Below are 21,992 nucleotides of genomic sequence, written 5' to 3'. Positions count from 1 at the left end.
GTCAGCCCCGAGCTGTTGGACAACCTCAGCCAGCCATCGACGGGAAAATTTACTGACCACCCCGACAGATTTTTTTCGGCAGAAAACACGCCGGCTGAATCGTTTAACCTAGAATGACAGGCACGTTACCCGATAATCTTCAGGCATTGAAGCCCAACCTGACGGCGGCATTGCGACAATGGTCGCCTGCCGCGGTGGCCAATGATGGTGAAAAATGCATCGGGCAGCCTGAACGCCCGGCGTCGCACGCCGTAAAACAAGGAATACTCGGTTGAAACTCAGTGATATTGCTCGCCTCGCCGGAGTGTCGGTGACCACCGCCAGTTACGTCATCAATGGCAAGGCGCAACAGCAGCGCATCAGCAAGACCACCGTGGAGCGTGTCCAGGCGGTGGTGCAGGAACATGGCTTCACGCCCAACCCCCAGGCTGCCGGCCTGCGCAGCCGCCATACGCGTACGCTGGGTTTTATCCTGCCCGACCTGGAAAACCCCAGTTATGCCCGTATTGCCAAGCGCCTGGAAAAGCGTGCGCGCGAGCACGGCTATCAGTTGCTGATCGCCAGCTCCGACGATGAACCGGCCAGCGAACTGCAATTGCAGCAGTTGTTCAAGGCCCGCCGCTGTGACGCCTTGTTCGTTGCCAGTTGCCTGCCGCCTGAAGACACCAGTTACCTGGAGCTGCAGAACAAAGGCGTGCCGATCATCGCCATTGACCGGGTGATGGACAGCAACCACTTTTGCTCCGTGGTCAGTGACGACCAGCACGCCGCCCTGCAACTGACCAGCAGCATCCTGCGCACAACCCCCAGGGATATCGCCCTGATTGGCGCCCGCCCCGAGCTGAGCATCAGCCAGGCCCGCGCCGCCGGTTTCCATCAGGCCGTGGAAGGTTTCACCGGCAAGGTGCTGGTGTCCGAAGGCGAATCGTTCAGCCGCGAAGGCGGCCGCCAGTCAATGGCCGAGCTGGTGGAGCAACTGGGCCATCTGCCCGCGGCCCTGGTGACGACCTCTTATGTATTGCTGCAGGGGGTGTTCGATGTGCTGCAAGGCCATCAGGATGAATTCCCTTCGCTGCATCTGGCGACCTTCGGTGATACGCAACTGCTGGACTTTCTGCCTTTGCCCATCAACGCCATGGGCCAGCAACACGACCTGATTGCCAGCAAAGCCCTGGAGCTGGCACTGGCCGCGGTGGAGCGCAACGAATACCAACCTGGCGTGCACGCCATAGCCCGTACCTTCAAGCAGCGCATTTTCGAGGCGTGAGCCATGGGGCTGATCGACACCCACACCCACCTGGACTTCCCCGACTTCGACGTCGACCGCCCGGCGGTGCTGGCCAACGCTCGCGCCTTGGGCGTGCAACGAATGGTGGTACTGGGTGTGCATCAGGCCAATTGGCAGCGGGTGTGGAACCTGGTGCAAGGCGATGCGCAACTGTACGCCGCCTTCGGCCTGCACCCGGTGTACCTGGATGAGCACCAACCGGCTCATCTGACCGAACTGCACGGCTGGCTGGAACGCCTGGCGGGGCATCGCCAGCTATGCGCGGTGGGCGAATTCGGCCTGGACTACTTCCTCGAAGACCTGAACCGCGAACGCCAGCAAGCCTTGTTCGAGGCGCAGTTAACACTGGCGGCCGAGTTCGAATTACCGGTGCTGCTGCACGTGCGGCGCAGCCACGCGGCGGTGATCGCCACGCTCAAGCGTTTCAAGCTAAAGCGCGCGGGGGTCATCCATGCCTTCGCTGGCAGTCATGAAGAAGCGCGGGAATACCTGAAACTGGGCTTCAAACTGGGGCTTGGCGGCGCGGGCACCTGGCCGCAGGCGGTGAAGCTGCGCAAGACTCTGGCCCGCCTGCCCCTGGAAGCCGTGGTGCTGGAGACCGACTCACCGGACATGGCCCCGGTGATGTACGCCGGAGAACGTAACAGCCCGGAGCATTTGCCGAAGATTGCCGAGGCCTTGGCCGAGGTGATGGGGGTTGATGCACAGGCGTTGGCGGCGGCCAGTACCGCGAATGCCTGTGACATGTTCAACTGGCCTGGCGCCTGACCGCTCACGTCACTGCCCCGCAGGGTTGCCACCGGCAATCCGGGGGTTAGAACAGCACTGTCCACAGGGCGATGACGGCATACCACAGCACCGCCGAGCGCAGCAGTAGCTCCCACAGGCTGTCCAGGCTGGCGACACCCGCCTCGCCCGCCGCGGTGGCCGGCAGTTCACCCGCCACGCGCCCGACGTCGGCGATCAGCTTCTTCGCACCGATGCCCCAATGCAGTACCTCATGCAGCATCACCTTGCCCACCGCGACGAAGTTACCCACAAGGGCAAAGCTCACGGCCAGCACCCGCACCGGCAGCCAATCGAAGGCGTGGCGAATGCTGCCCGCGCGAGCCACCACGCCCGGGTGCCTGGCGTTGCGCACCGCCAGCGCCAGCAATCGATAAACCAGCGCCGCCACAGGCCCCAGCAGCACATACCAGAAGATCACTGCAAAGAAACTCTGATACGCCTGCCACAGCAGGTTGTCCTGCACCTTGGCCAGCAGGCCCGATTCGTCGTCGGCGCTCAGCCCCAGGTCACGTTCGGCCACATGCACGGCTGCCTGCTCGTCGCCCCGCCGCCAGGCGTCACGAAACGGCCCCAGTCCGGCTTTCACATCACCACGGCCCAAGCTGTAGATCACCACCAACAGGTGAATGGGCAAGGCAAACAGGCCATAGGCCACTGGCTTGAGCGCCAGCAGCAGCGCCCCCAGCACCACCGCGGGCAGCAGCACCCACAGCGCCAGGATAAGCGCCGGTTCCTTGGCCAGACGCGGCTTGGCTTCCAGGCGAGCCAGCTCGGCCAACCAGGCACGGTCACCTTGCAACCGGTGGCGCAACGCCGAGAATTTCTCAATCACCAACACCAGCACCAACACCAGAAAACTCATTGCACTCCCTCGTGGGCCAGCAGGCTGGCGCGGTAGCGCGGCCAGTCGAAGTGCGGCCCTGGATCTGTCTTGCGCACGGGCGCGATGTCGCTGTGCCCGCAGATGCGCGATGAAGTAATGGCCGGGTACTGCGCCTGCAGTTGCCGGGTCAGGTGTGCCAGTGCCTGGTACTGGGCATCGGTGAACGGTTCGAAGTCAGTCCCCTCCAGCTCGATGCCGATGGAGAAGTCATTGCACGCTTCGCGCCCTTCGAAATTCGACACCCCGGCATGCCAGGCCCTCTGCAGACAAGAGACGAACTGGGTCAGCCCGCCGTCACGCTCGATCAGGAAGTGTGCCGACACCTTCAGTTCGGCGATGGTCTCGAAGAAGGGGTGGGCGCTGCAGTCCAGTTGGTTCTGGAAGAACTGCTGCACGCGGCCGGTCTTGAACTGGCCAGGCGGCAGGCTGATGTTGTGGATCACCAGCAGGGAGATTTCACCCAGCGGGCGCTCATTGAAATTGGGCGATGGGCAGTGCGTGGCTGGCTGGCACCAGCCAGTGATGGGATCAATGGTCATAAGGCCTCCTTGGCGACACGGCTCGATCGCCCCAGTATGCCGCGTCGCTGACTGGCTGGGCATGCAACTATATATTTTTCCGCCGCCGCAGGTTGGAGACCACTGAATCAAGGGCGCGGTCGAACAGCAGGGTATCATCCAGAATCCGCGCCGCACCCTGGCGAAACTCGACGGCCAGGCCCGTGCGGGTCTTTTCCAGCACCTTCATGCCGGTGCGGTTGACGAACACATATCGGTCAGTAGCCTCGATGATCGCCGCCAGCTTGCAACGCTGACAGTGGCCCTCATCGTCGATGAACTCCACCCAGCAACCGGTGCGCAACGCGTTGACCTGCAGCAGGCCGGGGTCATCGGCCGGCAGCCGTACCTGGGCAGGGGGGGCATCGCCGTGCCCCGCCAGCACGATTTCCTCGACCACCGCCACCAGCGCCGGGGGTTCCTGGCCCTCGCCCCACGCCGCCGGGTGAAGGGCATCGCGCTTGAGCGCCTGCACATGCAGCAGCTCCAGCTGGCTGAAGAATTCGCTGGTGGCAAAGGGGTCGAACGCCGAACTGGTCAGGCCGTCACGCAGGGCCTTGAGCAGTCCCGGCACCACATCCAGCAAGCGCTCATGGGCCTGGGGTTCGTCGTGGGGCTCCACGCTCCAGATCAGATCGTCCATGGTCGCGAGGCCTTCGAGCCATTGGGGCGAACCGTCGCCATGTTTCAGGCAGGTCAGCAACAGCACCTTGCTCCAGGCCTCTTCCAGCAGCCGCACCACCACCAGCGGCAAGACCTTGCCCAGCAAGCGGCGGTTGAGTTCCTGTTGCACGCGCTGGCGCGCGAGCTCAGCCTTGGCCCGGCCCTCCTCCGCGTCACGGGTACGCTGTTCGAGCAACTCGCTGCGCCGCCGCTCATCGGCGGTGAAGGCCAGGAAGTCGGCCAGCAGTTCGGAGAAAATCGCCGGGTCGTCGACAAAGTCGTTGAGCAGGCGCTGCACGATCTGCTCGATCCGCAGGTACAGGCTGTCACGCTGGTAGTCATCGCGGTTGCCCCAGCCCATGGCCGCCGAAGCGATCTCGTTGAGCAGGCGCCGCGCCGGGTGGCTGCCACGGCTGAAGAAGCTCTTGTCCATCACCGCGACCTTGAGCATCGGGATCTGCAAGCGGCCGATCAGCGCCTTGAGCGAATCGGGCAGGTTGCGGTCATCCAGGATGAACTCGAACAGCATGGTCACCAGGTTGATGACGTCTTCGTCGACCACGCCGATCACCCGGAACCTGCCACTCTTGACGCTTACCCGAGTCAGCAATTGCTCCAGCTGGTGGCGCAGGTCGTAATCGTCCTGGGCCGCCTGGGACGAAGGCACGTATTGCTGCAAGTGCGACAGCAGGCGCATCAGGTCGTTGGTGGAAATGGGCTGCGCTTCGTGGCTGCTTTCCAGCTTGGGCGCGACACTGCCGCGCAGCTGGTGGAGCAGCTCCTGCAAGGCGCCGAACACTTCCTGCACGCTTTCATCGAGCTGCGCGCCGGTCTGCGGGCCGGCCACGGCGGCGTCCTCGCGACGCTGGCTGGGACGCGGCGGCGCACGGTCAGCGCTGCGGCGGGCCGGCGCGGCCTTCAGTTCCGGCAGCACGCCCGTGGCGATCAGCAACTGATTGGCCTCGGCATACAACTGGTCGGTGTCGGCCAACACGTACTTTTCGAACAGCTTGAGCACGATCAGCTTGACCTTGATCTCCACGCCCAGGTTACGCCCGGCCTGGAGGAAATAATCACAGAGCATGGCCGGCCCTACGGGGTTGCTGGCATCGTCCAGGCGCTTGAGCACCAAAGCATTGAGCCGGGCGGTCAACTGCCCCAAGGCCAGGCCATCGCGGGCCAGCACCTTGCCAACCATGGCGTCCAGGGCGACGGTGCGCTCCAGATCGTCATTGGCCACCAGTTCCAGCTTGTCGTAATTGACCGGCGAGGCCACCGCAGGCTCGGCGATCTCGTATTGGCCGATGGCCACGAACGCCTCATAGAGTTTTTCCAGGAAGCCGCGCTCAATGCTCTTGCGCTTGAGGCGCAGGTCGCGCATGGCTTCGAAGAAGGTGTTCTGCTCGGCGTTGTTGTGGGCCTTGTCGGCCATCTCGAACAGGGTGTCGTCGGCATTGTCGAACAGCGCCTGCAAGCCTTGGCGCAGTTGCTGGGCGGCCTTGTCGCGAACCTGCAGCAGGACGACGGGCAGGCGTGCCAAGGGCGTCTGATTGGCGTGATCAGCAGCAGCCTTGTTCAACGGCACGACTTTCCCATCGTTATGCATCCCGTTCTCCAGAAAGAATGAGGGTACGCTTTCGCTCTAGTATGCAGGTTACCCGCGCCCGCCCACAGCCCTCTGGCGCAACGCCTTTGTAAGCGCCGTCACGCACAGTGGAAACAAAGATTCAAGGCGTCAAAGCTATGGCGCCAAATACAAGGCGCTCATTATCTGCAAAAGCGTAGCGCTGTGCTAGAGCACCTGCCGCAGATATTTGCGGGGCGATGCGAAGTGGACAACAAAACCAGCAAAAAGCTCCCTGGGGCGGGATGTTTTCGCGCCTTTTCGCCACTGGGCCGCCTGGCTGTCGCAAGGCTTCGCGCCGGGCATCGCCTGCCCTATAATCCGGCCACTTTGCTTGTGGAGCCTGCTATGCCGAATCTACGCCTCGCCGACCTGACTGCCGAGATAGAAGCCAACGTGCGCCGCGCGCTGCTGGAAGACATTGGCAGCGGCGACATCACCGCCCAGCTGATCCCCGCCGAGCGCCTGGCCAAGGCCACCATCATCACCCGCCAGGACTGCGTGGTCGCCGGCACCGCCTGGGTGGACGCGGTGTTCCGCCAGCTCGACCCGCGCGTGGCGGTGCACTGGCAGGTCGTCGACGGCCAGCGCGCCACGGCCAACCAGGCCCTGTTCCACCTTGAAGGGCCGGCGCGCGCGCTGTTGAGCGGCGAACGTACCGCGCTGAACTTCCTGCAGATGCTGTCCGCTGTCGCCACCCAGGCCCAAGCCCTGGCCGACAAGGTAGCCGCCACTCAGGTCAAGCTGCTCGACACGCGCAAGACCCTGCCCGGCCTGCGCCTGGCACAGAAATACGCGGTTACCTGCGGCGGCTGCCACAACCACCGCATCGGCCTGTACGACGCCTTCCTGATCAAGGAAAACCACATTGCCGCCAGTGGCGGCATCGCCCAGGCCATCAGCGCCGCCCACCGCATAGCCCCCGGCAAGCCGGTGGAAATCGAAGTGGAAAGCCTGGAAGAACTCCGGGAAGCCCTGGCCGCCGGTGCCGACATCATCATGCTCGACGAACTCAGCCACGACGACATGCGTGAAGCCGTGCGCCTGAATGCGGGCAAGGCAAAACTGGAAGCCAGCGGCGGCATCAACGAAAGTACCTTGCTGCCCATTGCCCAGACCGGTGTGGACTACATCTCCATCGGCGCCATGACCAAGGACGTCAAGGCCATCGACCTGTCGATGCGCCTGAGTCTGTGACACAACACCCCACGAGATGAACGAAGGTATTGGAGTACTCGCAGTGACGAACACGCTCAACCCCGGGGCCGACACGGTCTACATCATCCGCATCGACGGTACCCGCCTGGGTCCTTTCCAGACCCAGGTAGAACCCAACAAGGCGCTGATCTACGAAGTAACCCTGAACGCCGGCGCCGGCGACACCCTGGAACACCACCGCGAAGGCGGCGTGGTGGACAAGTACCTGATCACCAACACCCACTTCCAGCCGCAGATGACCACCGTGGCCGCGCATTACACCGTGCGGTGGCGCCAAGAGGGCTGACTTGCGAATTTAGCCCCCCTTCCCTCTGTGGGACCGGGCAAAGCTCGGGAAGCCGGCACCGCGCAGCCACTTAAACTGCGCGCCGTCCTTTTCCCGAGCTTCGCCCGGTCCCACACGGTTGACCCCCGCTACGGCATCAACGGCAAACACTCCACTTGAGGGCGGGCGAACAGATACCCCTGCATCAGGCGGATCCCCAGCCCCAGCAACGCATCCCGCTCCCCCGCCGTCTCCACCCCCTCGGCCAGCAGGGTAATGCCTAGGCGCTGCGCCACCAGCACGATCCCCGCCACGATAGCCTCACGCACCGGGTCGCTGTCGATGGACCGCGTCAACGCCATGTCCAGCTTCAACACCTGAGGCTGGAAGGTCGCCAACAGATTCAACCCGGAATACCCCGAGCCAAAGTCGTCGATTGCCGTGGTAAACCCCTGGCGCTCATACGCCTTGAAAATGGACTTCAGATGCTCCGGGTCCTCTACCCGCTCCCCCTCGGTCACTTCGAACATCAAGCGATCCAAGGGAAAACTCGATGCCTTCGCCGCCTCGAGGGTCGCCCGAATACAGGTCTCGGCGCGGTACACGGCGTTGGGCAGGAAGTTGATGCTCAGCTTGCAATCAGGGATGCTCACCAAGCCCAACCCGGCTGCCAACTCAATGGCCTTGACCCGGCAAGCCTGGTCGAAGCGGTAGCGGTTACCGTCGTTGACCTTGCCCAGCACGCTGGCCGCCGACTCGCCGTTGGGGCCGCGCACCAGGGCCTCGTAGGCGTAGAGCTTGCCGGTGGAAACGTCGAGAATGGGCTGGAACGCCATGGTGAACTGGAAATCCAGGCCTTCCAGGTTGCGGCATTGGGCGCAGCCGGTGGGTTCGAAGGGGTGGGGGAAGAAGGTTTGGGTCATTGCTCCTCCGGGGAGGCAAATATTTTGTCCGGTGAGCTTGTCACCCTGGGCCAAGCTAACAAATAAAAGCGTTTAAAATGAAAAACCCCCAATAGAAAAGGGGGTTCAGAAGCGCTCAGGGCCAGCACATCAACCGGCGCGGCGACACCAAGCGGCGGCGTTACTAGCCCCAGCGTGTAAATCGAGACGTTTTCAGAATAGGCGGGCGTCAAGGACAGGTCAATGGATGGAGCGGTGCTCCGATTCGTGTCTTTGGATAGCGAGAATAAAGATTCAGGAACCGTATGAAGCCGAGTAAATCCTGGCCTAGGCAGGATCAAATGAACAACTCGTAGCTGGAGAGGTGCTTGACGATTTCTGGGAGCCGTTGCGTAAGCAGAGTATCCAGTAGCTCGCGAGCCGTGTACCTAGGATTCTTCAACAAAGCGCGCTGCTTTTGAACTGCCTCGAGTACGGCTGCTTGATCCAGGTCCCAGACGTCAGAAAGAAAGACATCGGGGTGCAAAGCCTCGATCTCAAAGCGCTTCAAGATCTCAGCGGGGAAATCCTTCAGATTGTATGTGACGATGACCGTTGCGCCGCATTTGATTGCAGCGGCCAACACATGCCGATCATCTTCGTCAGGAAGGTCAAGCCCTGGCATCAACGGCTCGTAGTCGCTCACAAGACAATCAGGAACTGCCCGGTTCATGGCCTCGACAGTACGATGAAGCTGGGCTTTCGTCAGGTCGGAACGATTTTTCAGCACATTTCGCGTCCACTCATCATGGATCTGCCCGGACCAGCGCGCACGATAGACGCCGGTCAAGGCCAAATGCATTAGCAGATCACGCAGAGGAGCTGGATACAGCACACAAGCATCATAGATAACAGTGAACGGTGAATGCCTCATTAATACCCCATATTAAGCTCTTGGGCTTGTGCAGCCAGCTCTTCCATCGCGGCTTGGCTCGCTCTGTCACGGTCGGCTTTGTAGGCCATGATATCGGTGAACTTGATGCGGCGGTGGCTGCCGGTCTTCGTGTGTGGAATCTGACCGTCGTCCAGCAGCTTGACAAGATGTGGACGCGAGACGTTGAGCAGGTCGGCGCCTTCTTGAGTCGTCAGTTCTGCGTGGATCGGCACCACCTTTACGGTGTTGCCCAAGGCCAGTTCGCTCAATATTTCCCCGAGCAATCTAAGAGCAAACGTTGGTAGCTCAACGGCTTGGCGTTGCTGGGCTTCATCAATCAGTTCAATGCGCTGAGTATCCAGCTTCGTCGAAACGAAAGCAGCAATCTGGCGGCTTGATTCAGTAGCCGCGGCGATCGCTCTCTCATCTGGAAGGACGCTTCGAGCCAGATCGGCGGTAGTCATGGTGTATCTCCAAAAGCGACTTGAAATTCCTGGCGCCTCATACGGCAGGTAGAGACGTTATAATCGAAATAAACGAAAACCACAACAAACGAAATAGACGAAACGAAGCCACGTGCTGGCCTACGCATAGCCATGAGCTGGTGGCTGGCCGCCCACAGCACCCTCAGGCCGAGGCTCCCGATGAAACTGCATCGCCGACGCGCTGGTGGGCCGCGCGCATCACGGTAGTGGCAGAGGGGTTGGCAGGTGATCGGGAGCACGTCGTGCGTGGAGTATGCGGCTTATGGCAACCCGTTCAACGTCAAGGTGGATGACCGCTGGGTCTGGTTGATCGACAATTCGAAGATGACCACGAACATTCGGAGTTCGGGACATTCAGGGGGACCATGGAGGGTGAGGCGGGGGGAGATGGTGCCGGGGATAGGAATCGAACCTACGACCTTCGCGTTACGAGTGCGCTGCTCTACCGACTGAGCTACACCGGCTTCGAGCGCTAAGCTAACATCCCAAGTACTGCCGAGCAAGATGAACAGCCGCCCTCAAGCCCCCGGGCAGCCAACAGGGGCATACACTGCGGGAGCGCTCGTCACACATGCCCAACTACCGCCAGCAGCTTTTGTCCAGCTGACGGTTTGCCCGTTTACCGCGGATGGAGCATTGGTGAGTGTGCAGATGACGGATGCGACGCCGGTAGCGGCCGTTCCGGACACCGCCACTGAGCTGCAGTTGGTTGATGAAGTCGCAGCACCTATATCTGACGCAGAAGCGATATCGTGCCCTTGGTCCAGCTCTACCTGCACCAAGGACTTGAGCATGGAAGTCTCTGTGACACCAGCTATTACCTTCGATCGAGCCAGATAGCTCGAGTAAAAGGGCAACGCGATGGCCGCAACAACTCCAATGATAGCCACGACAACCATCAGCTCAATCAGCGTAAAACCCTCCGTTTTCTTCATTACAGCTCCCTGAAAACTTCACGGGCGGCGAATGGCGCTCGCCCGTGAAGCGGTACATTACCCGGCGTTAGCAGCTGCAGCGCAACCTTTAGGCAGGTAGGTAGACGCGATAGCACTTGAGGTGCAGGTCCACCCAGTCGACGAGCGAGTCAGTAGAATAGTACCGCCAGCAATCACTGTTGGAGGGTTGACCAAGGCGCATTGAATCGTGCCGGTTACGCCGTCCGTGAAGGTGAAGGTGCAGTTCCCTGTGGAAGCCGGAGCATTGAGGTTGGTCTGGCTTACAGTAGTACCTGAATTTAGCAGATCCTCAAAACCGCTTTTGTACGACGCTGCTTCAGCCAGGCCTGCAGACACCTTCGCACGCGCTTGATATTTGGAGTACTGGGGAATGGCAATAGCTGCCAGGATACCGATGATGGCGACCACCACCATCAATTCGATCAGGGTGAAGCCCTTTTGATTTTTCATCTGTTTTCTCCAATGTGGACACCCGGCCAAACGACCTTGATCTGCAGGCAGCAATGTACGTGCCATACGCGATGGGGCGGGCATGCACAGGCACACTGGTGCTTTAGCCGCCCAGGCCTGTCGCAGAGAGATTTAAACTGACAATTTTTGTCACCAACTCATCAAAATTTGGCACCTAGACCTGACTAGGCTATAAAACACCGAATAGATGTAATCGGTGCTCCAATGAACGATATTGCCCTAAGCGGTCTTGCCAAACATTTGGTCCAGGCCGAGCTGCTTACAGACAAAAGTGCGCAACAGGCGTATCAGCAGGCTCAACGAAACCGTACGTCACTCGTACACTTCCTGGTACAAAACAAGCTGGTCTCCGGCAGATCTGTCGCTGAAATAGCATCCGAGCAATTCGGCATTTCATTTCTCGATCTCTCAACCCTTGAAAAAGACGTACAGCCGAAAGGCCTGGTCAGCGAAAAGCTGGTCCGCCAACACCGGGCGCTTCCTCTGTGGAGGCGTGGTAACAAGTTGTTTGTCGGCGTATCCGACCCGACCAATCAACAGGCAATTACCGATATTCAGTTCAGCACCGGCTTGACTACCGAAGCTATCATCGTCGAGGACGACAAGCTGGCGGACGCCATTGAGAAGCTTTTTGACCACGACACGACCGGTCTGGAGGAAATGGCTGATGTCGACCTGAACAATGTGGACGTTGAAAGCGCCAACGAACAAGATGATGAGCCGATAGCTGGCCAGGACGCCGACGATGCACCTGTTGTCCGTTTCGTGAACAAAATGCTTCTGGATGCAATCAGAGGCGGTTCATCCGACTTGCATTTTGAGCCGTACGAGAAAGTCTATCGTGTTCGGCTGCGCACAGACGGTATTCTGAGAGAGGTGGCTAAACCGCCCATCAACCTGGCAGGCCGAATTGCAGCCCGACTTAAAGTCATGGCGAATCTAGATATTTCCGAGCGCCGCAAGCCTCAGGATGGTCGCATCAAAATGCGGATATCGAAGAGCAGATCAATCGATTTCAGGGTTAATACCCTCCCCACTCTGTGGGGTGAAAAAATTGTGATGCGTATTCTTGATCCATCCAGCGCACAAATGGGTATTGACGCGCTAGGCTATGAGCCAGAGCAAAAAGAATTATACCTCCAGGCGCTGAGACAGCCTCAAGGAATGATCTTGGTTACTGGCCCAACGGGCTCCGGTAAAACCGTATCGCTTTACACAGGCCTGAACATCCTGAACACTGTTGATATCAATATCTCCACTGCCGAAGACCCAGTGGAGATCAACATGGAGGGTATCAACCAAGTCAATGTCAATCCTCGCCAGGGATTAGACTTCGCACAAGCACTGCGCTCATTCCTGCGCCAAGATCCGGACGTAATCATGGTCGGTGAGATTCGAGACCTGGAAACAGCCGAAATTGCGATCAAGGCGGCCCAAACAGGGCATTTGGTGCTGTCGACCCTCCACACCAACAGCGCTGCCGAGACGTTGACTCGATTGCAGAATATGGGAGTGGCTGGTTTTAACATCGCGACTTCCGTGAATTTGATCATTGCCCAGCGTCTTGCGCGCAAACTGTGCCCTAGCTGTAAGAAAGAAGCGGACATTCCTCATGAGACCCAGATGAAGGAAGGTTTTCCACCCCAGATGATTGGCAAATTCATCATTTACGAGCCTGTGGGATGTGCTCATTGCAATGGCGGCTACAAAGGACGTCAAGGCATCTACGAAGTGGTACGAAACACCCAAGCTCTGCAGCGCCTGATCATGGAGGACTCGAACTCGATTGACATTGCTGATCAAATGCGTGCAGAAGGCTTCAGCGACTTACGAACTTCAGGCCTGGCCAAGGTTATGCAAGGCGTCACGAGCCTTGAAGAAGTCAACCGGGTTACCAAGGACTGATGATGGCGGAGAAAGCGAGTACACCAAAAGTAATTACGTACATCTGGGAGGGCACTGACCGCAAAGGGGCCAAGGTTACCGGAGAGATGAGCGCGCCGTCGCTCCCGCTACTCAAGGCTCAGCTACGAAAACAAGGGGTAACCCCCGGAAAAATCAAGAAAAAAACTGTTTCGATCTTCAATAAAGGCAAGAAGATCAAACCGATGGATATTGCACTTTTCACTCGTCAAATGGCGACCATGATGCGTGCCGGGGTCCCCCTTCTCCAATCATTCGACATTATCGCAGAGGGTGTCGATAACCCAAACATGAAAAGACTGGTCGAGGAGCTAAAGGCCGAAGTTGGCGCTGGCAACTCCTTTGCATCTTCCCTGAGGAAGAAACCGCAATATTTTGATGACCTATATTGCAACTTGGTGGATGCGGGCGAACAAGCAGGCGCGCTTGAGGCCTTGCTTGATCGTGTAGCGACTTACAAAGAAAAAACGGAGGCACTCAAAGCCAAAATCAAAAAAGCGATGACCTACCCCATCGCAGTGCTGGTGGTAGCGTTAATAGTATCGTCCATCCTGCTGATCAAAGTTGTCCCACAGTTTCAGACCGTATTCCAAGGCTTTGGAGCCCAACTTCCTGCATTTACATTGATTGTCATAGAAGTGTCCGAAGTCCTCCAGCATTGGTGGTGGATAGTGCTCGCATGCATAATTGGTGCGGCATTCGCGTTTCGCCACATATATAAAATCAGCCCTAAATTCCGCGACGGCCTTGACCGTATCCTTCTAAAAATTCCGATTGTCGGGATGATTATTTACAAGTCCTCCGTCGCTCGTTACGCCCGTACGCTTTCGACAACTTTTGCCGCAGGCGTCCCCCTAGTCGAAGCATTGGACTCAGTAGCGGGCGCCACGGGAAATGTTGTGTTCCGGAATGCCGTCAATAAGATAAAGGCCGATGTTTCAACAGGTATGCAGTTGAATTTTTCCATGCGTTCAACGGGCGTTTTTCCAAGCATGGCCATTCAGATGACCGCAATCGGCGAAGAGTCCGGCGCGTTGGATGATATGCTGGATAAAGTGGCCAGCAACTATGAAGCAGAAGTTGATAACATGGTTGATAGCCTCACCAGCCTGATGGAGCCGCTGATCATGGTAGTGCTCGGTTTGGTCGTAGGCAGTCTCGTTGTAGCCATGTATCTTCCCATCTTCCAACTCGGCGATGTCATCTGAGATGCCCCTATCCGACTACCTGGCCACCACCCCCATGGCCTTCACCCTCTGCGCCCTGATCCTCGGCCTGGTCGTAGGCAGCTTCCTGAACGTCATCATCCACCGCCTCCCCAAGATGCTGGAACGCGACTGGAAAGCCCAAGCCCGCGACATCCTCGGCCTCCCCGCCGAGCCGGAGGGGCCGCGCTACAACCTGATGCTCCCCGCCTCCACCTGCCCCCACTGCGGCCACAAGATCCGCGCCTGGGAGAACATTCCCGTGGTCAGCTACCTGGCGCTGAAAGGCAAGTGCAGCCAATGCCAAGCCCCCATCAGCAAACGCTACCCGCTGGTGGAGCTGGCCAGCGGCGTGCTCAGCGCGTTCATCGCCTGGCATTTCGGCTTTGGCTGGGCCGCTGGGGCGATGATGTTGCTGACCTGGGGGCTGTTGGCCATGAGCCTGATCGACGCGGACCACCAGTTGCTGCCCGATGCGCTGGTGTTGCCGCTGTTGTGGCTGGGCCTGATCGTCAACGCGTTCGGGTTGTTCGCGACCTTGCCTGATGCCCTGTGGGGCGCGGTGGGCGGCTACCTGGCGCTGTGGATCGTGTTCTGGCTGTTCAAACTGGTGACCGGCAAGGAAGGCATGGGCCATGGCGACTTCAAGTTGTTGGCCATGCTTGGCGCCTGGGGTGGGTGGCAGGTGTTGCCGCTGACCATTCTGCTGTCGTCGCTGGTCGGGGCCATTCTGGGGGTGATTCTGTTGCGCTTGCGCAACGCGGCGCATAGCACGCCGATCCCTTTTGGGCCTTACTTGGCCATTGCGGGCTGGATCGCATTGCTCTGGGGTGGTCAAATAACCGCTTCTTACATGCAGTTCGCTGGTTTCTGATGACGACAGCTTCTCCCGCACCCTGGATTCTGGGCCTGACCGGCGGCATCGGCAGCGGCAAGAGTGCCGCCGCCGAGCGCTTCGCCGAGCTGGGCGTGCACGTGGTGGACGCCGATCAGGCGGCGCGCTGGGTGGTCGAGCCCGGCCGCCCGGCCCTGGCCGAGATTGCCAGGCACTTCGGTGAAGGGGTGCTGCAGGCCGATGGTACGCTGGACCGGGCGATGTTGCGGCGGCTGATTTTCGAGAACGCCGACGAGCGTCGCTGGCTGGAAGGCCTGCTGCACCCGTTGATCGCCACCGAGATCGCCGAAGCGCTGGCCAAGGCCACGTCGCCGTATGCGGTGTTCGTGTCGCCGCTGATGATCGAGTCCGGGCAGTACCGGCTGGCCCAGCGCTTGCTGGTGGTGGACGTGCCGGAGGCGTTGCAGATCGAACGCACCTTGCGTCGGGACAACACCAGCCTTGAGCAGGTACAGGCGATCCTGAAGGCCCAGGCCACCCGGGAAAAACGCTTGAGCCATGCTGACGATGTGCTGGTCAATGACCGTGACCTGGCAGCCTTGCGCGCCGAGGTCGAGCGGCTGCATGCCTTTTACCTGACATTGACTGGAGGCCACTGATGAGCCAACCCCTGACCGTACAATGCCCCACCTGCGGGGCGCCGGTGGAATGGAGCGCAGCCACGCCTACCCGGCCGTTCTGTTCGGAGCGCTGCAAATTGATCGACCTGGGCGCCTGGGCGGCCGAAGAGCACAAGATTCCGGTGGGGCCGGATGCCGAGGATGAAATGTTCTCGGGCGATTTGCCCCATAGCGAGCATTGATTTCACCGCACCACAGAGGCAGGCGCCGATGGGCTGGGCATCAGTCATCCTTCCACGGCGCCGCCAGGTAGCGGGTACGGTTGAAGGTCTCCAGCCATTCGGGGCAGAACACCACCAACGCGGTGACGATGACGCCGTTGATGAAGGCCTCGGGAAAGATCACCAGCCACAGGTAGCCGATAAAGTCCCATAGCCATTCCGGCAAGGCAAAACGCCCGTCCAGCCACAGCAGCCCTACCCCCGCCAATACACACAGCAATGCCGCCAACGCCGCAGGAAAGAACCCCGAGCAGAAAATGTAGATGAAGGGATTTTTCGGTTGCAGGCGCTCTACCCCCTGCGCGCACAGCTCGGTGACCAGCACCGGCAGGCCAATCAGCAACAACCCGTTGACGCCCGCGGCTGGCAGGTCCTGGTACCCGAGCGCTACCAGGCCCATCTGCGCAGCCAGGGCACCGACCAGGGCCAGCGGCCAATCCAGCAGCAGGGTGACCGCCGTCAGGCCTAGAAAGTGGTAGGACACCCCACTGTCGAAGTCCCGCCGCACCAGCCACAACATGAACAGCGCCAGCACCGTGCCGAACAGCAGGTGCTGACGGCGGCTGTCGGCGAACAGCTCTACCCACGGTGCGCGCCATACCGCCCAGCCGAGGACGGGGACATACAGGCACCAGCCGATCGCGAGGGTCGCGCCGGACAGCACCTGCGCGCTGATCATTTTTTCGCCTGTTCCAACGCCGCCTTCAACGCGGCGGCGTCGGTGAATTCATGCTGGGCCACCACGCGCTGGTGGTCCAGTTCCAGCCACAGTACCGAGTCGTCGGCGACGTTGTAACCAGGCGCGATCCGCCCCTCGCGGTCGAGCACCACCCGGTAGTCGTAGGAGCGCATGGACGGCAGGGCAAACATCTTCGCAATCAGCCGCGGCATGCGCTGGATATCGGCCAGGAACACCGCGTGACGGCTTTCCAGGTAGCCTTTTGGCTGGCCTTGCAGGGCCGCGTTGACCAGCTTGGCGCCCCCCATGTCGCGGGCCACCAGCAGAACGCGGGCTTCGTCGTTGAGGGTGTAGGCAGTGTCGAACTGGTCGAGCAGGGTCCAGGCGGGCACGTGTTCGCCCACTTCCAGGGCCATCGCCCAGCACGGCAGCAGGCTGAGCAGCAGGCAGGTCCAGAACTTCATCGGCAGGTTCCTCAGGGAAATTTGGCTTATTGGCAGTCTACACCCCAGGCCATGACACGGCGTGTGCAAGTCATTCACTGCAAAGCGCATTTGAACGCTAAGCTTGTGTGCATGGATGACTCAGATTACCTGCGCCTGCTCACCATCCAGGCCGAACAAGCCAATGCGTTCCTGTCCAATGCCCGCAAATGGGAGCGCGAGCGTTGGGTCTGCCAGCGCTTGTTGCAAGGCTTGAACATTCCCTACCGGGCCGAAGAATTCAACCCCGCCGGGCAGGAGCCACCGGACGTGCTGTTCCGCGACGCCAGTTTCGAGGTGTTCTTCGTGCTGGATGAAGGTCGCCGGCTCAACGACGAATGGCGCGAAGAGTTACAGCGGCGCCGCAGCGCGTTTTCCCTGGCACAGCTGGTGCGGCGCGAAGCCCGGCCCCGGCGTATCGGCGCACCGGAACTGCTGCAGCGGCTGGCGCCAACCTTGCGCAAGAAGTCCCATAACTACAAAGAGCGCGGCCTGGACCTGGGCGAGCTGGACATCATTGCCTTCGCCAGCCTCAAACGCGAAGTGCTGGACCTCAACAGCCATTTCCCGCCGCCCACCGAATACCTGCGCCAGGGCTGGCGCTCGCTGTCGCTGGTGGGTCCGACCTTCGCCCGGGTGTTGTTCGCCCACCCCGATGCACCGGATTTCCTGCGCAGCAACCTGGGGCGCAGCATCGTCTTCGACGTGGGTATCAGCCTGTAATGCCCCCCACTCCCTGCAAAAACCCTGTGGGACCGGGCGAAGCTCGGGAAACATGCACCGCGCAGTAATTGGCGATACCCGGTGCCCTTTTCCCGAGCTTCGCCCGGTCCCACAGGCCAGTCCTACAGTGGTTTATATACCGTCATTGTGGAACACTGTACTTTTCCCACAGTCAGAAGCGTCTACCTTCCGAGGTCACGATGAGCAGCCGTTTGAGTCCCGAAGATCAGCAGCGCGTGGATGATTACCTGCAACTGCCCCAGCACAAAGTCGAGCGCCGGCCTTTTCGGCCGTGGATGCTCCTGGTGCTGACGGTGGCCATTACCGTCGGCCTTGGCCTATTGAGCCGTCTGATCAGTTACCTGGTGCTTTGAGCTGCTTTGCGCTCGCCCGGAACCGGCCGCCAGAAGCGGCCTTCACCCATGACCCACAGAATTCCGTAAACCTTATGAGTACTTTGAATGACACATCGTATCGTGATTGTCGGCGGTGGCGCCGGCGGCCTGGAGTTGGCGACCCGCCTGGGTAAAACCCTGGGCAAGCGTGGCACCGCCAGCGTGACCCTGGTCGACGCCAACCTGACGCACATCTGGAAACCACTGCTGCACGAAGTGGCTGCCGGCTCGCTGAACTCTTCTGAAGACGAACTGAACTACGTGGCCCAGGCCAAATGGAACCATTTCGAATTCCAGCTCGGCCGCATGAGCGGCCTGGACCGTGCCGCCAAGCAGATTCAACTGGCCGCCACCCTGGACGAGAACGGCCTGGAGCTGGTGCCTGCGCGCACCCTGGGGTATGACAGCCTGGTGATTTCGGTGGGCAGCACCACCAACGACTTCGGCACCCTGGGCGCGGCGCAGAACTGCCTGTTCCTGGACACCCGCAAGCAGGCCGAGCGCTTCCACCAGCAACTGCTGAACCACTACCTGCGCGCCCACGCCCATCAGGACCAGGACAGCCAGATCAGTGTTGCCATCGTTGGCGCCGGGGCCACCGGGGTCGAGCTGGCTGCCGAGCTGCACCACGCGGCCCACGAGCTGGCTGCCTACGGCCTGGACAAGATCAAGCCGCAGAACATGCGCATCACCCTGATCGAAGCCGGCCCTCGTGTACTGCCTGCCCTGCCCGAGCGCATCGGCAACCCGGTGCACAAGACCCTGGAAAAGCTTGGGGTCACGGTGCTGACCGGCGCCTCGGTGAGTGAAGTAGGCCCTGACAGCTTGAAGACTGCCGACGGCAAAGTCATTCCGGCCAGCCTGAAAGTATGGGCGGCAGGTATCCGCGCGCCGGCCTTCCTCAAGGATATCGACGGTCTGGAAACCAACCGCATCAACCAGCTGCAGGTGCTGCCGACGCTGCAAACCACTCGCGACGAGAACATCTTCGCTTTTGGTGACTGCGCCGCCTGCCCGCAGAAAGGCACCGACCGCAACGTGCCGCCGCGTGCCCAGGCCGCCCACCAGCAGGCGTCCCTGCTGGCCAAGTCGCTTAAACTGCGCATCGAAGGCAAGGAATTGCCGGAATATACCTACAAGGATTACGGCTCGCTCATCTCGCTGTCGAAGTTCTCGGCAGTGGGTAACCTGATGGGCAACCTGACCGGCAGCGTGATGCTGGAGGGCTGGTTGGCGCGCATGTTCTACGTGTCGCTGTACCGCATGCACCAGATGGCGCTGTACGGCACCTTCAAGACCATGATGCTGATGCTGGGCAGCCGCATCGGCCGCGGCACCGAGCCTCGCCTCAAACTGCACTGATCCCCTCCCCACCCTTCGGCCGCTGCCACGTGTAGCAGCGGCCGCAAGGCCGCGTCCGCGGTATATGCGGTGGCCTGACACTGCGCGGTGGCTGTGACGCGGCCGGGTCCGCTGCTACGATTATCCATTTCTATTTGCGACAAGGTGCGCTTTACCGGCGACGTGACGCTTGCTATACCTGTATATACAGGATTATATAGCTCCCATCACAACCTGACATCAGGACACCGCCATGCCCGCCCCACTGCACATCCTGCCCGGCCATTTCGACCTCGACCAACTGCGTGCCATCTATCAACAGCAAGCTCCGTTCGAGCTGGATGCGTCGGCCCGGGACGTAGTGGCGGCCAGTGCCAATACCGTCAGCCAGATCATCGCCAATGAACGCACCGTGTACGGCATCAATACCGGCTTTGGCCTGCTCGCCCGCACGTCCATCGCCACCGACAAGCTGGCCAAACTGCAGCGCAACCTGCTGCTGTCCCACTGCACCGGCACCGGCCCGTTGCTGGACGATGCCAGCGTCGGCTTGATCATGGCGCTGAAAGTGGCATCGCTGGCACGTGGTTTCTCCGGGGTGCGCTGGGAGCTGATCGAAGCACTGCGTAGCCTGTACTCCGCCAAAGTGTTCCCCTGCATCCCTTCCCAAGGCTCGGTAGGTGCTTCGGGCGACCTGGCGCCCCTGGCGCACATGTCGGCAGTACTGATCGGCGTTGGCCGTGTGCGCCATGAAGGCCGCGAAATGGACGCTGTCGAGGGCCTGACCATCGCCGGGTTGAAGCCGCTTGAGCTGGGACCGAAGGAAGGCCTGGCCCTGATCAATGGTACCCAGGTGTCCACCGCCCTGGCCCTGCGCGGCCTGTTCGCCGCCGAGAAACTGTTCAGCGCCGCCGTGGTAGCGGGCAGCTTGACCGTCGAAGCCCTGAAAGGCTCGGCCGTGCCCTTCGACCCGCGCATCCAGGCCGTGCGTGGCCAACCTGGGCAGATCGCCGCGGCGGCGTATTACCGTGACCTGCTGGGCGCCACCAGTGAGATCCGCCAGTCCCACGCCGACTGCAAACGCGTGCAAGACCCCTACTCCCTGCGCTGCCAACCTCAGGTGATGGGCGCCTGCCTGGACCACATGCGTTTCGCCGCGAGTGTTTTCCTGCGCGAAGCCAACGCCGTGTCCGACAACCCGCTGGTGTTCAGCGCTGACGGCGACGTGCTGTCGGGCGGCAACTTCCACGCCGAGCCCGTGGCCATGGCCGCCGACATCCTGGCCCTGGCCATCTCGGAAATCGGCGCGTTGTCCGAACGCCGTACCGCGCAACTGGTGGACCCGGCCCTGTCCGGCCTGCCCGCCTTCCTGGTGCGTGAAGGCGGCCTGAACTCCGGCTTCATGATTGCCCAGGTGACCGCGGCGGCCCTGGCCTCCGAGAACAAGACCCTGGCCCACCCCGCGTCCATCGATAGCCTGCCCACCTCGGCCAACCAGGAAGACCACGTTTCCATGGCCACCTTCGCCGCCCGCCGACTGCTGGACATGGCCGGCAACAGCAGCGCCGTGGTGGCTATCGAATTGCTCGGTGCCGCCCAAGGCATCGACCTGCTGGCGCCGTTGCAAACCTCGCCGAAACTCACCCAAGTGATGCAGTTCATCCGCGAAGGCGTGGCCCACTACGATGAAGACCGCTACTTCGCCCCGGATATCGCCGCAGCGCGCGGCTGGGTCGAAGACGGTGTGTTTGGCCGCTGGCTGGCCTTCAGCGAGCTGTACCAGGGATGACCCAGGCGCTCTACCAGAAGGCCAAGGACTTTGTACTGCACAAGGTCCAGGTCGGTGACTGGAAGCCCGGCGACTTGATTGCCTCGGAAAACCAGTTGGTGCAAACCCTGGGCATGTCGCGCATGACCGTCAACCGCGCCCTGCGCGAGCTGGCCGATGAGGGCCGACTCGTGCGGGTCAATGGCGTGGGCACCTTCGTGGCCGAGCACAAGCCGCAGTCCAACTTGATGCGCATCAGCAACATCGGCGACGAGATTGCTGCCCGGGGCCACCGTTATGAGTGCCGCATGCTCCACATGGGACGTGAATTGGCTTCCATGAGCATCGCCGCAGCCATGGGCCTGGCCACGGGCACATCGGTGTTTCATCTGCTGTGCGTGCACTTGGAAGAAGGCGTGCCGGTGCAACTGGAGGATCGCTATGTGAACCCGGAGCTGATCCCGAAGTTGCTGGAACAGGACTTTGGCGCGCAGCTGCAACCGGCGAGTTACCTGCTGCAGGTGGTTCGGCCAGATGAGATGGAGCACATCGTCGAAGCCGGGCATCCGAATGAGCAGGAGGCCAGGCTGCTGCAGATGGAGACCAATGAGGCCTGCCTGGTGTTGCTGCGGCGTACGTGGACTGCCGAGCGGGCGGTGACTTATGTGCGGTTGGTGCATCCTTCTTCGCGGTATCGGTTGGGTAGTCGCGTGAAGGTGTAGGTAG

24 protein-coding genes and 1 tRNA gene are annotated in these 21,992 nt (G+C 60.8%); 14 read left to right on the top strand and 11 right to left on the bottom strand.

Annotated elements, in window-relative coordinates; translation table 11 throughout:
- The first annotated feature begins 271 nt into the window (after positions 1–271).
- Positions 272–1,267, top strand: coding sequence for a catabolite repressor/activator (gene cra, locus QBK88_RS22680; RefSeq protein WP_277963789.1), 996 nt, complete (start codon positions 272–274; stop codon positions 1,265–1,267).
- A gap of 3 nt (positions 1,268–1,270) precedes the next feature.
- Positions 1,271–2,056 (top strand): TatD family hydrolase, encoded by a 786-nt coding sequence (locus tag QBK88_RS22675; protein ID WP_277963788.1) that lies wholly within the window; start codon positions 1,271–1,273, stop codon positions 2,054–2,056.
- Between the two features lie 46 nt (positions 2,057–2,102).
- Here the strand turns inward: QBK88_RS22675 and ampE are convergent, their stop codons facing one another.
- From ampE to QBK88_RS22660, 3 genes are all read right to left on the bottom strand, one after another.
- Complete coding sequence (gene ampE / locus QBK88_RS22670) at positions 2,103–2,939, bottom strand: regulatory signaling modulator protein AmpE (RefSeq protein ID WP_268148338.1); 837 nt, start codon at positions 2,937–2,939, stop codon at positions 2,103–2,105.
- Positions 2,936–3,499 carry a 1,6-anhydro-N-acetylmuramyl-L-alanine amidase AmpD gene (gene ampD, locus QBK88_RS22665; RefSeq protein ID WP_277963787.1) on the bottom strand — a complete coding sequence of 188 codons (564 nt, stop codon included), beginning with the start codon at positions 3,497–3,499 and terminating at the stop codon, positions 2,936–2,938. The genes ampE and ampD overlap by 4 nt, the downstream gene beginning before the upstream one ends.
- 67 nt (positions 3,500–3,566) lie before the next feature.
- Complete coding sequence (locus QBK88_RS22660; protein ID WP_277963786.1) at positions 3,567–5,786, bottom strand: DUF1631 domain-containing protein; 2,220 nt, start codon at positions 5,784–5,786, stop codon at positions 3,567–3,569.
- A 366-nt stretch (positions 5,787–6,152) separates the two neighbouring features.
- Between QBK88_RS22660 and nadC the strand changes: the two genes are divergently transcribed.
- Both nadC and QBK88_RS22650 read left to right on the top strand, forming a co-directional pair.
- On the top strand, positions 6,153–7,001 hold the full coding sequence (gene nadC, locus QBK88_RS22655; protein ID WP_277963785.1) for a carboxylating nicotinate-nucleotide diphosphorylase: 849 nt from the start codon (positions 6,153–6,155) through the stop codon (positions 6,999–7,001).
- Between the two features lie 43 nt (positions 7,002–7,044).
- Positions 7,045–7,308 carry a hypothetical protein gene (locus tag QBK88_RS22650; RefSeq protein ID WP_268148330.1) on the top strand — a complete coding sequence of 88 codons (264 nt, stop codon included), beginning with the start codon at positions 7,045–7,047 and terminating at the stop codon, positions 7,306–7,308.
- Positions 7,309–7,436: 128 nt separating this feature from the next.
- Here the strand turns inward: QBK88_RS22650 and QBK88_RS22645 are convergent, their stop codons facing one another.
- The 6 genes from QBK88_RS22645 to QBK88_RS22620 form a co-directional block, all read right to left on the bottom strand.
- On the bottom strand, positions 7,437–8,210 hold the full coding sequence (locus tag QBK88_RS22645; RefSeq protein ID WP_277963784.1) for an EAL domain-containing protein: 774 nt from the start codon (positions 8,208–8,210) through the stop codon (positions 7,437–7,439).
- A 316-nt stretch (positions 8,211–8,526) separates the two neighbouring features.
- Positions 8,527–9,102 (bottom strand): PIN domain-containing protein, encoded by a 576-nt coding sequence (locus tag QBK88_RS22640; RefSeq protein ID WP_277963783.1) that lies wholly within the window; start codon positions 9,100–9,102, stop codon positions 8,527–8,529.
- Positions 9,102–9,566 (bottom strand): helix-turn-helix domain-containing protein, encoded by a 465-nt coding sequence (locus tag QBK88_RS22635; protein WP_277963782.1) that lies wholly within the window; start codon positions 9,564–9,566, stop codon positions 9,102–9,104. Before QBK88_RS22635 ends, QBK88_RS22640 begins: the two co-directional genes overlap by 1 nt.
- A 409-nt stretch (positions 9,567–9,975) precedes the next feature.
- A tRNA-Thr gene (locus QBK88_RS22630) sits at positions 9,976–10,051 on the bottom strand.
- Between the two features lie 54 nt (positions 10,052–10,105).
- Positions 10,106–10,522, bottom strand: coding sequence for a pilin (locus tag QBK88_RS22625; protein WP_277963781.1), 417 nt, complete (start codon positions 10,520–10,522; stop codon positions 10,106–10,108).
- Between the two features lie 57 nt (positions 10,523–10,579).
- On the bottom strand, positions 10,580–10,993 hold the full coding sequence (locus QBK88_RS22620) for a pilin (RefSeq protein WP_277963780.1): 414 nt from the start codon (positions 10,991–10,993) through the stop codon (positions 10,580–10,582).
- Between the two features lie 225 nt (positions 10,994–11,218).
- Here QBK88_RS22620 and pilB point away from each other — a divergent pair, with 225 nt between their 5' ends.
- From pilB to yacG, 5 genes are read left to right on the top strand one after another with little or no spacing between them, the layout of a single operon-like run.
- Positions 11,219–12,919, top strand: coding sequence for a type IV-A pilus assembly ATPase PilB (gene pilB / locus QBK88_RS22615; RefSeq protein WP_277963779.1), 1,701 nt, complete (start codon positions 11,219–11,221; stop codon positions 12,917–12,919).
- Between the two features lie 2 nt (positions 12,920–12,921).
- A complete protein-coding gene (locus QBK88_RS22610) occupies positions 12,922–14,145 on the top strand; it encodes a type II secretion system F family protein (protein WP_277963778.1) in 1,224 nt (407 codons plus the stop codon).
- A 1-nt stretch (position 14,146) separates the two neighbouring features.
- Entirely contained in the window at positions 14,147–15,016 is an 870-nt protein-coding gene (locus tag QBK88_RS22605; RefSeq protein WP_277963777.1) for a prepilin peptidase, read from the top strand.
- Positions 15,016–15,636, top strand: coding sequence for a dephospho-CoA kinase (gene coaE / locus QBK88_RS22600; protein ID WP_277963776.1), 621 nt, complete (start codon positions 15,016–15,018; stop codon positions 15,634–15,636). Before QBK88_RS22605 ends, coaE begins: the two co-directional genes overlap by 1 nt.
- Complete coding sequence (yacG, locus tag QBK88_RS22595) at positions 15,636–15,839, top strand: DNA gyrase inhibitor YacG (protein ID WP_268148312.1); 204 nt, start codon at positions 15,636–15,638, stop codon at positions 15,837–15,839. The genes coaE and yacG overlap by 1 nt, the downstream gene beginning before the upstream one ends.
- A 40-nt stretch (positions 15,840–15,879) precedes the next feature.
- On the opposite strand, the gene QBK88_RS22590 is transcribed toward yacG, so the two are convergent.
- Together QBK88_RS22590 and QBK88_RS22585 are read right to left on the bottom strand one after the other, a co-directional pair.
- A complete protein-coding gene (locus tag QBK88_RS22590; protein WP_277963775.1) occupies positions 15,880–16,557 on the bottom strand; it encodes an energy-coupling factor ABC transporter permease in 678 nt (225 codons plus the stop codon).
- Positions 16,554–17,021, bottom strand: coding sequence for an FAD/FMN-containing dehydrogenase (locus QBK88_RS22585; protein WP_277963774.1), 468 nt, complete (start codon positions 17,019–17,021; stop codon positions 16,554–16,556). Before QBK88_RS22585 ends, QBK88_RS22590 begins: the two co-directional genes overlap by 4 nt.
- A gap of 111 nt (positions 17,022–17,132) precedes the next feature.
- Here QBK88_RS22585 and QBK88_RS22580 point away from each other — a divergent pair, with 111 nt between their 5' ends.
- From QBK88_RS22580 to hutC, 5 genes are all read left to right on the top strand, one after another.
- Complete coding sequence (locus tag QBK88_RS22580; protein WP_158159028.1) at positions 17,133–17,762, top strand: DUF1780 domain-containing protein; 630 nt, start codon at positions 17,133–17,135, stop codon at positions 17,760–17,762.
- 200 nt (positions 17,763–17,962) lie between these two features.
- The gene (locus tag QBK88_RS22575) at positions 17,963–18,136 is read left to right on the top strand and encodes a DUF3094 domain-containing protein (protein WP_268148306.1); all 174 of its coding nucleotides are present in this window, start codon (positions 17,963–17,965) and stop codon (positions 18,134–18,136) included.
- A gap of 87 nt (positions 18,137–18,223) precedes the next feature.
- Positions 18,224–19,519 carry an NAD(P)/FAD-dependent oxidoreductase gene (locus QBK88_RS22570; protein ID WP_277963773.1) on the top strand — a complete coding sequence of 432 codons (1,296 nt, stop codon included), beginning with the start codon at positions 18,224–18,226 and terminating at the stop codon, positions 19,517–19,519.
- Positions 19,520–19,751: 232 nt separating this feature from the next.
- Positions 19,752–21,287, top strand: a complete 1,536-nt coding sequence (hutH, locus tag QBK88_RS22565) for a histidine ammonia-lyase (RefSeq protein ID WP_277963772.1) — start codon at positions 19,752–19,754, stop codon at positions 21,285–21,287.
- Positions 21,284–21,988 carry a histidine utilization repressor gene (gene hutC, locus QBK88_RS22560; RefSeq protein ID WP_277963771.1) on the top strand — a complete coding sequence of 235 codons (705 nt, stop codon included), beginning with the start codon at positions 21,284–21,286 and terminating at the stop codon, positions 21,986–21,988. Before hutH ends, hutC begins: the two co-directional genes overlap by 4 nt.
- The last annotated feature ends 4 nt before the right edge of the window (positions 21,989–21,992 follow it).

Source organism: Pseudomonas sp. RIT-To-2 (genome assembly GCF_029623465.1).
GTDB classification, from domain to species: domain Bacteria; phylum Pseudomonadota; class Gammaproteobacteria; order Pseudomonadales; family Pseudomonadaceae; genus Aquipseudomonas; species Aquipseudomonas silvicola.
This window is presented reverse-complemented; position numbering and strand designations above follow the sequence as displayed.

Bases quoted from the DNA above. Each gene is read 5' to 3' on its own strand.
- QBK88_RS22675 (WP_277963788.1), top strand. From the start codon at position 1,271: ATGGGGCTGATCGACACCCACACCCACCTGGACTTCCCCGACTTCGAC.
- ampE (WP_268148338.1), bottom strand. From the start codon at position 2,939: ATGAGTTTTCTGGTGTTGGTGCTGGTGTTGGTGATTGAGAAATTCTCG.
- ampD (WP_277963787.1), bottom strand. From the start codon at position 3,499: ATGACCATTGATCCCATCACTGGCTGGTGCCAGCCAGCCACGCACTGC.
- QBK88_RS22660 (WP_277963786.1), bottom strand. From the start codon at position 5,786: ATGCATAACGATGGGAAAGTCGTGCCGTTGAACAAGGCTGCTGCTGAT.
- nadC (WP_277963785.1), top strand. From the start codon at position 6,153: ATGCCGAATCTACGCCTCGCCGACCTGACTGCCGAGATAGAAGCCAAC.
- QBK88_RS22645 (WP_277963784.1), bottom strand. From the start codon at position 8,210: ATGACCCAAACCTTCTTCCCCCACCCCTTCGAACCCACCGGCTGCGCC.
- QBK88_RS22640 (WP_277963783.1), bottom strand. From the start codon at position 9,102: ATGAGGCATTCACCGTTCACTGTTATCTATGATGCTTGTGTGCTGTAT.
- QBK88_RS22635 (WP_277963782.1), bottom strand. From the start codon at position 9,566: ATGACTACCGCCGATCTGGCTCGAAGCGTCCTTCCAGATGAGAGAGCG.
- QBK88_RS22625 (WP_277963781.1), bottom strand. From the start codon at position 10,522: ATGAAGAAAACGGAGGGTTTTACGCTGATTGAGCTGATGGTTGTCGTG.
- QBK88_RS22620 (WP_277963780.1), bottom strand. From the start codon at position 10,993: ATGAAAAATCAAAAGGGCTTCACCCTGATCGAATTGATGGTGGTGGTC.
- pilB (WP_277963779.1), top strand. From the start codon at position 11,219: ATGAACGATATTGCCCTAAGCGGTCTTGCCAAACATTTGGTCCAGGCC.
- QBK88_RS22610 (WP_277963778.1), top strand. From the start codon at position 12,922: ATGGCGGAGAAAGCGAGTACACCAAAAGTAATTACGTACATCTGGGAG.
- QBK88_RS22605 (WP_277963777.1), top strand. From the start codon at position 14,147: ATGCCCCTATCCGACTACCTGGCCACCACCCCCATGGCCTTCACCCTC.
- coaE (WP_277963776.1), top strand. From the start codon at position 15,016: ATGACGACAGCTTCTCCCGCACCCTGGATTCTGGGCCTGACCGGCGGC.
- yacG (WP_268148312.1), top strand. From the start codon at position 15,636: ATGAGCCAACCCCTGACCGTACAATGCCCCACCTGCGGGGCGCCGGTG.
- QBK88_RS22590 (WP_277963775.1), bottom strand. From the start codon at position 16,557: ATGATCAGCGCGCAGGTGCTGTCCGGCGCGACCCTCGCGATCGGCTGG.
- QBK88_RS22585 (WP_277963774.1), bottom strand. From the start codon at position 17,021: ATGAAGTTCTGGACCTGCCTGCTGCTCAGCCTGCTGCCGTGCTGGGCG.
- QBK88_RS22580 (WP_158159028.1), top strand. From the start codon at position 17,133: ATGGATGACTCAGATTACCTGCGCCTGCTCACCATCCAGGCCGAACAA.
- QBK88_RS22575 (WP_268148306.1), top strand. From the start codon at position 17,963: ATGAGCAGCCGTTTGAGTCCCGAAGATCAGCAGCGCGTGGATGATTAC.
- QBK88_RS22570 (WP_277963773.1), top strand. From the start codon at position 18,224: ATGACACATCGTATCGTGATTGTCGGCGGTGGCGCCGGCGGCCTGGAG.
- hutH (WP_277963772.1), top strand. From the start codon at position 19,752: ATGCCCGCCCCACTGCACATCCTGCCCGGCCATTTCGACCTCGACCAA.
- hutC (WP_277963771.1), top strand. From the start codon at position 21,284: ATGACCCAGGCGCTCTACCAGAAGGCCAAGGACTTTGTACTGCACAAG.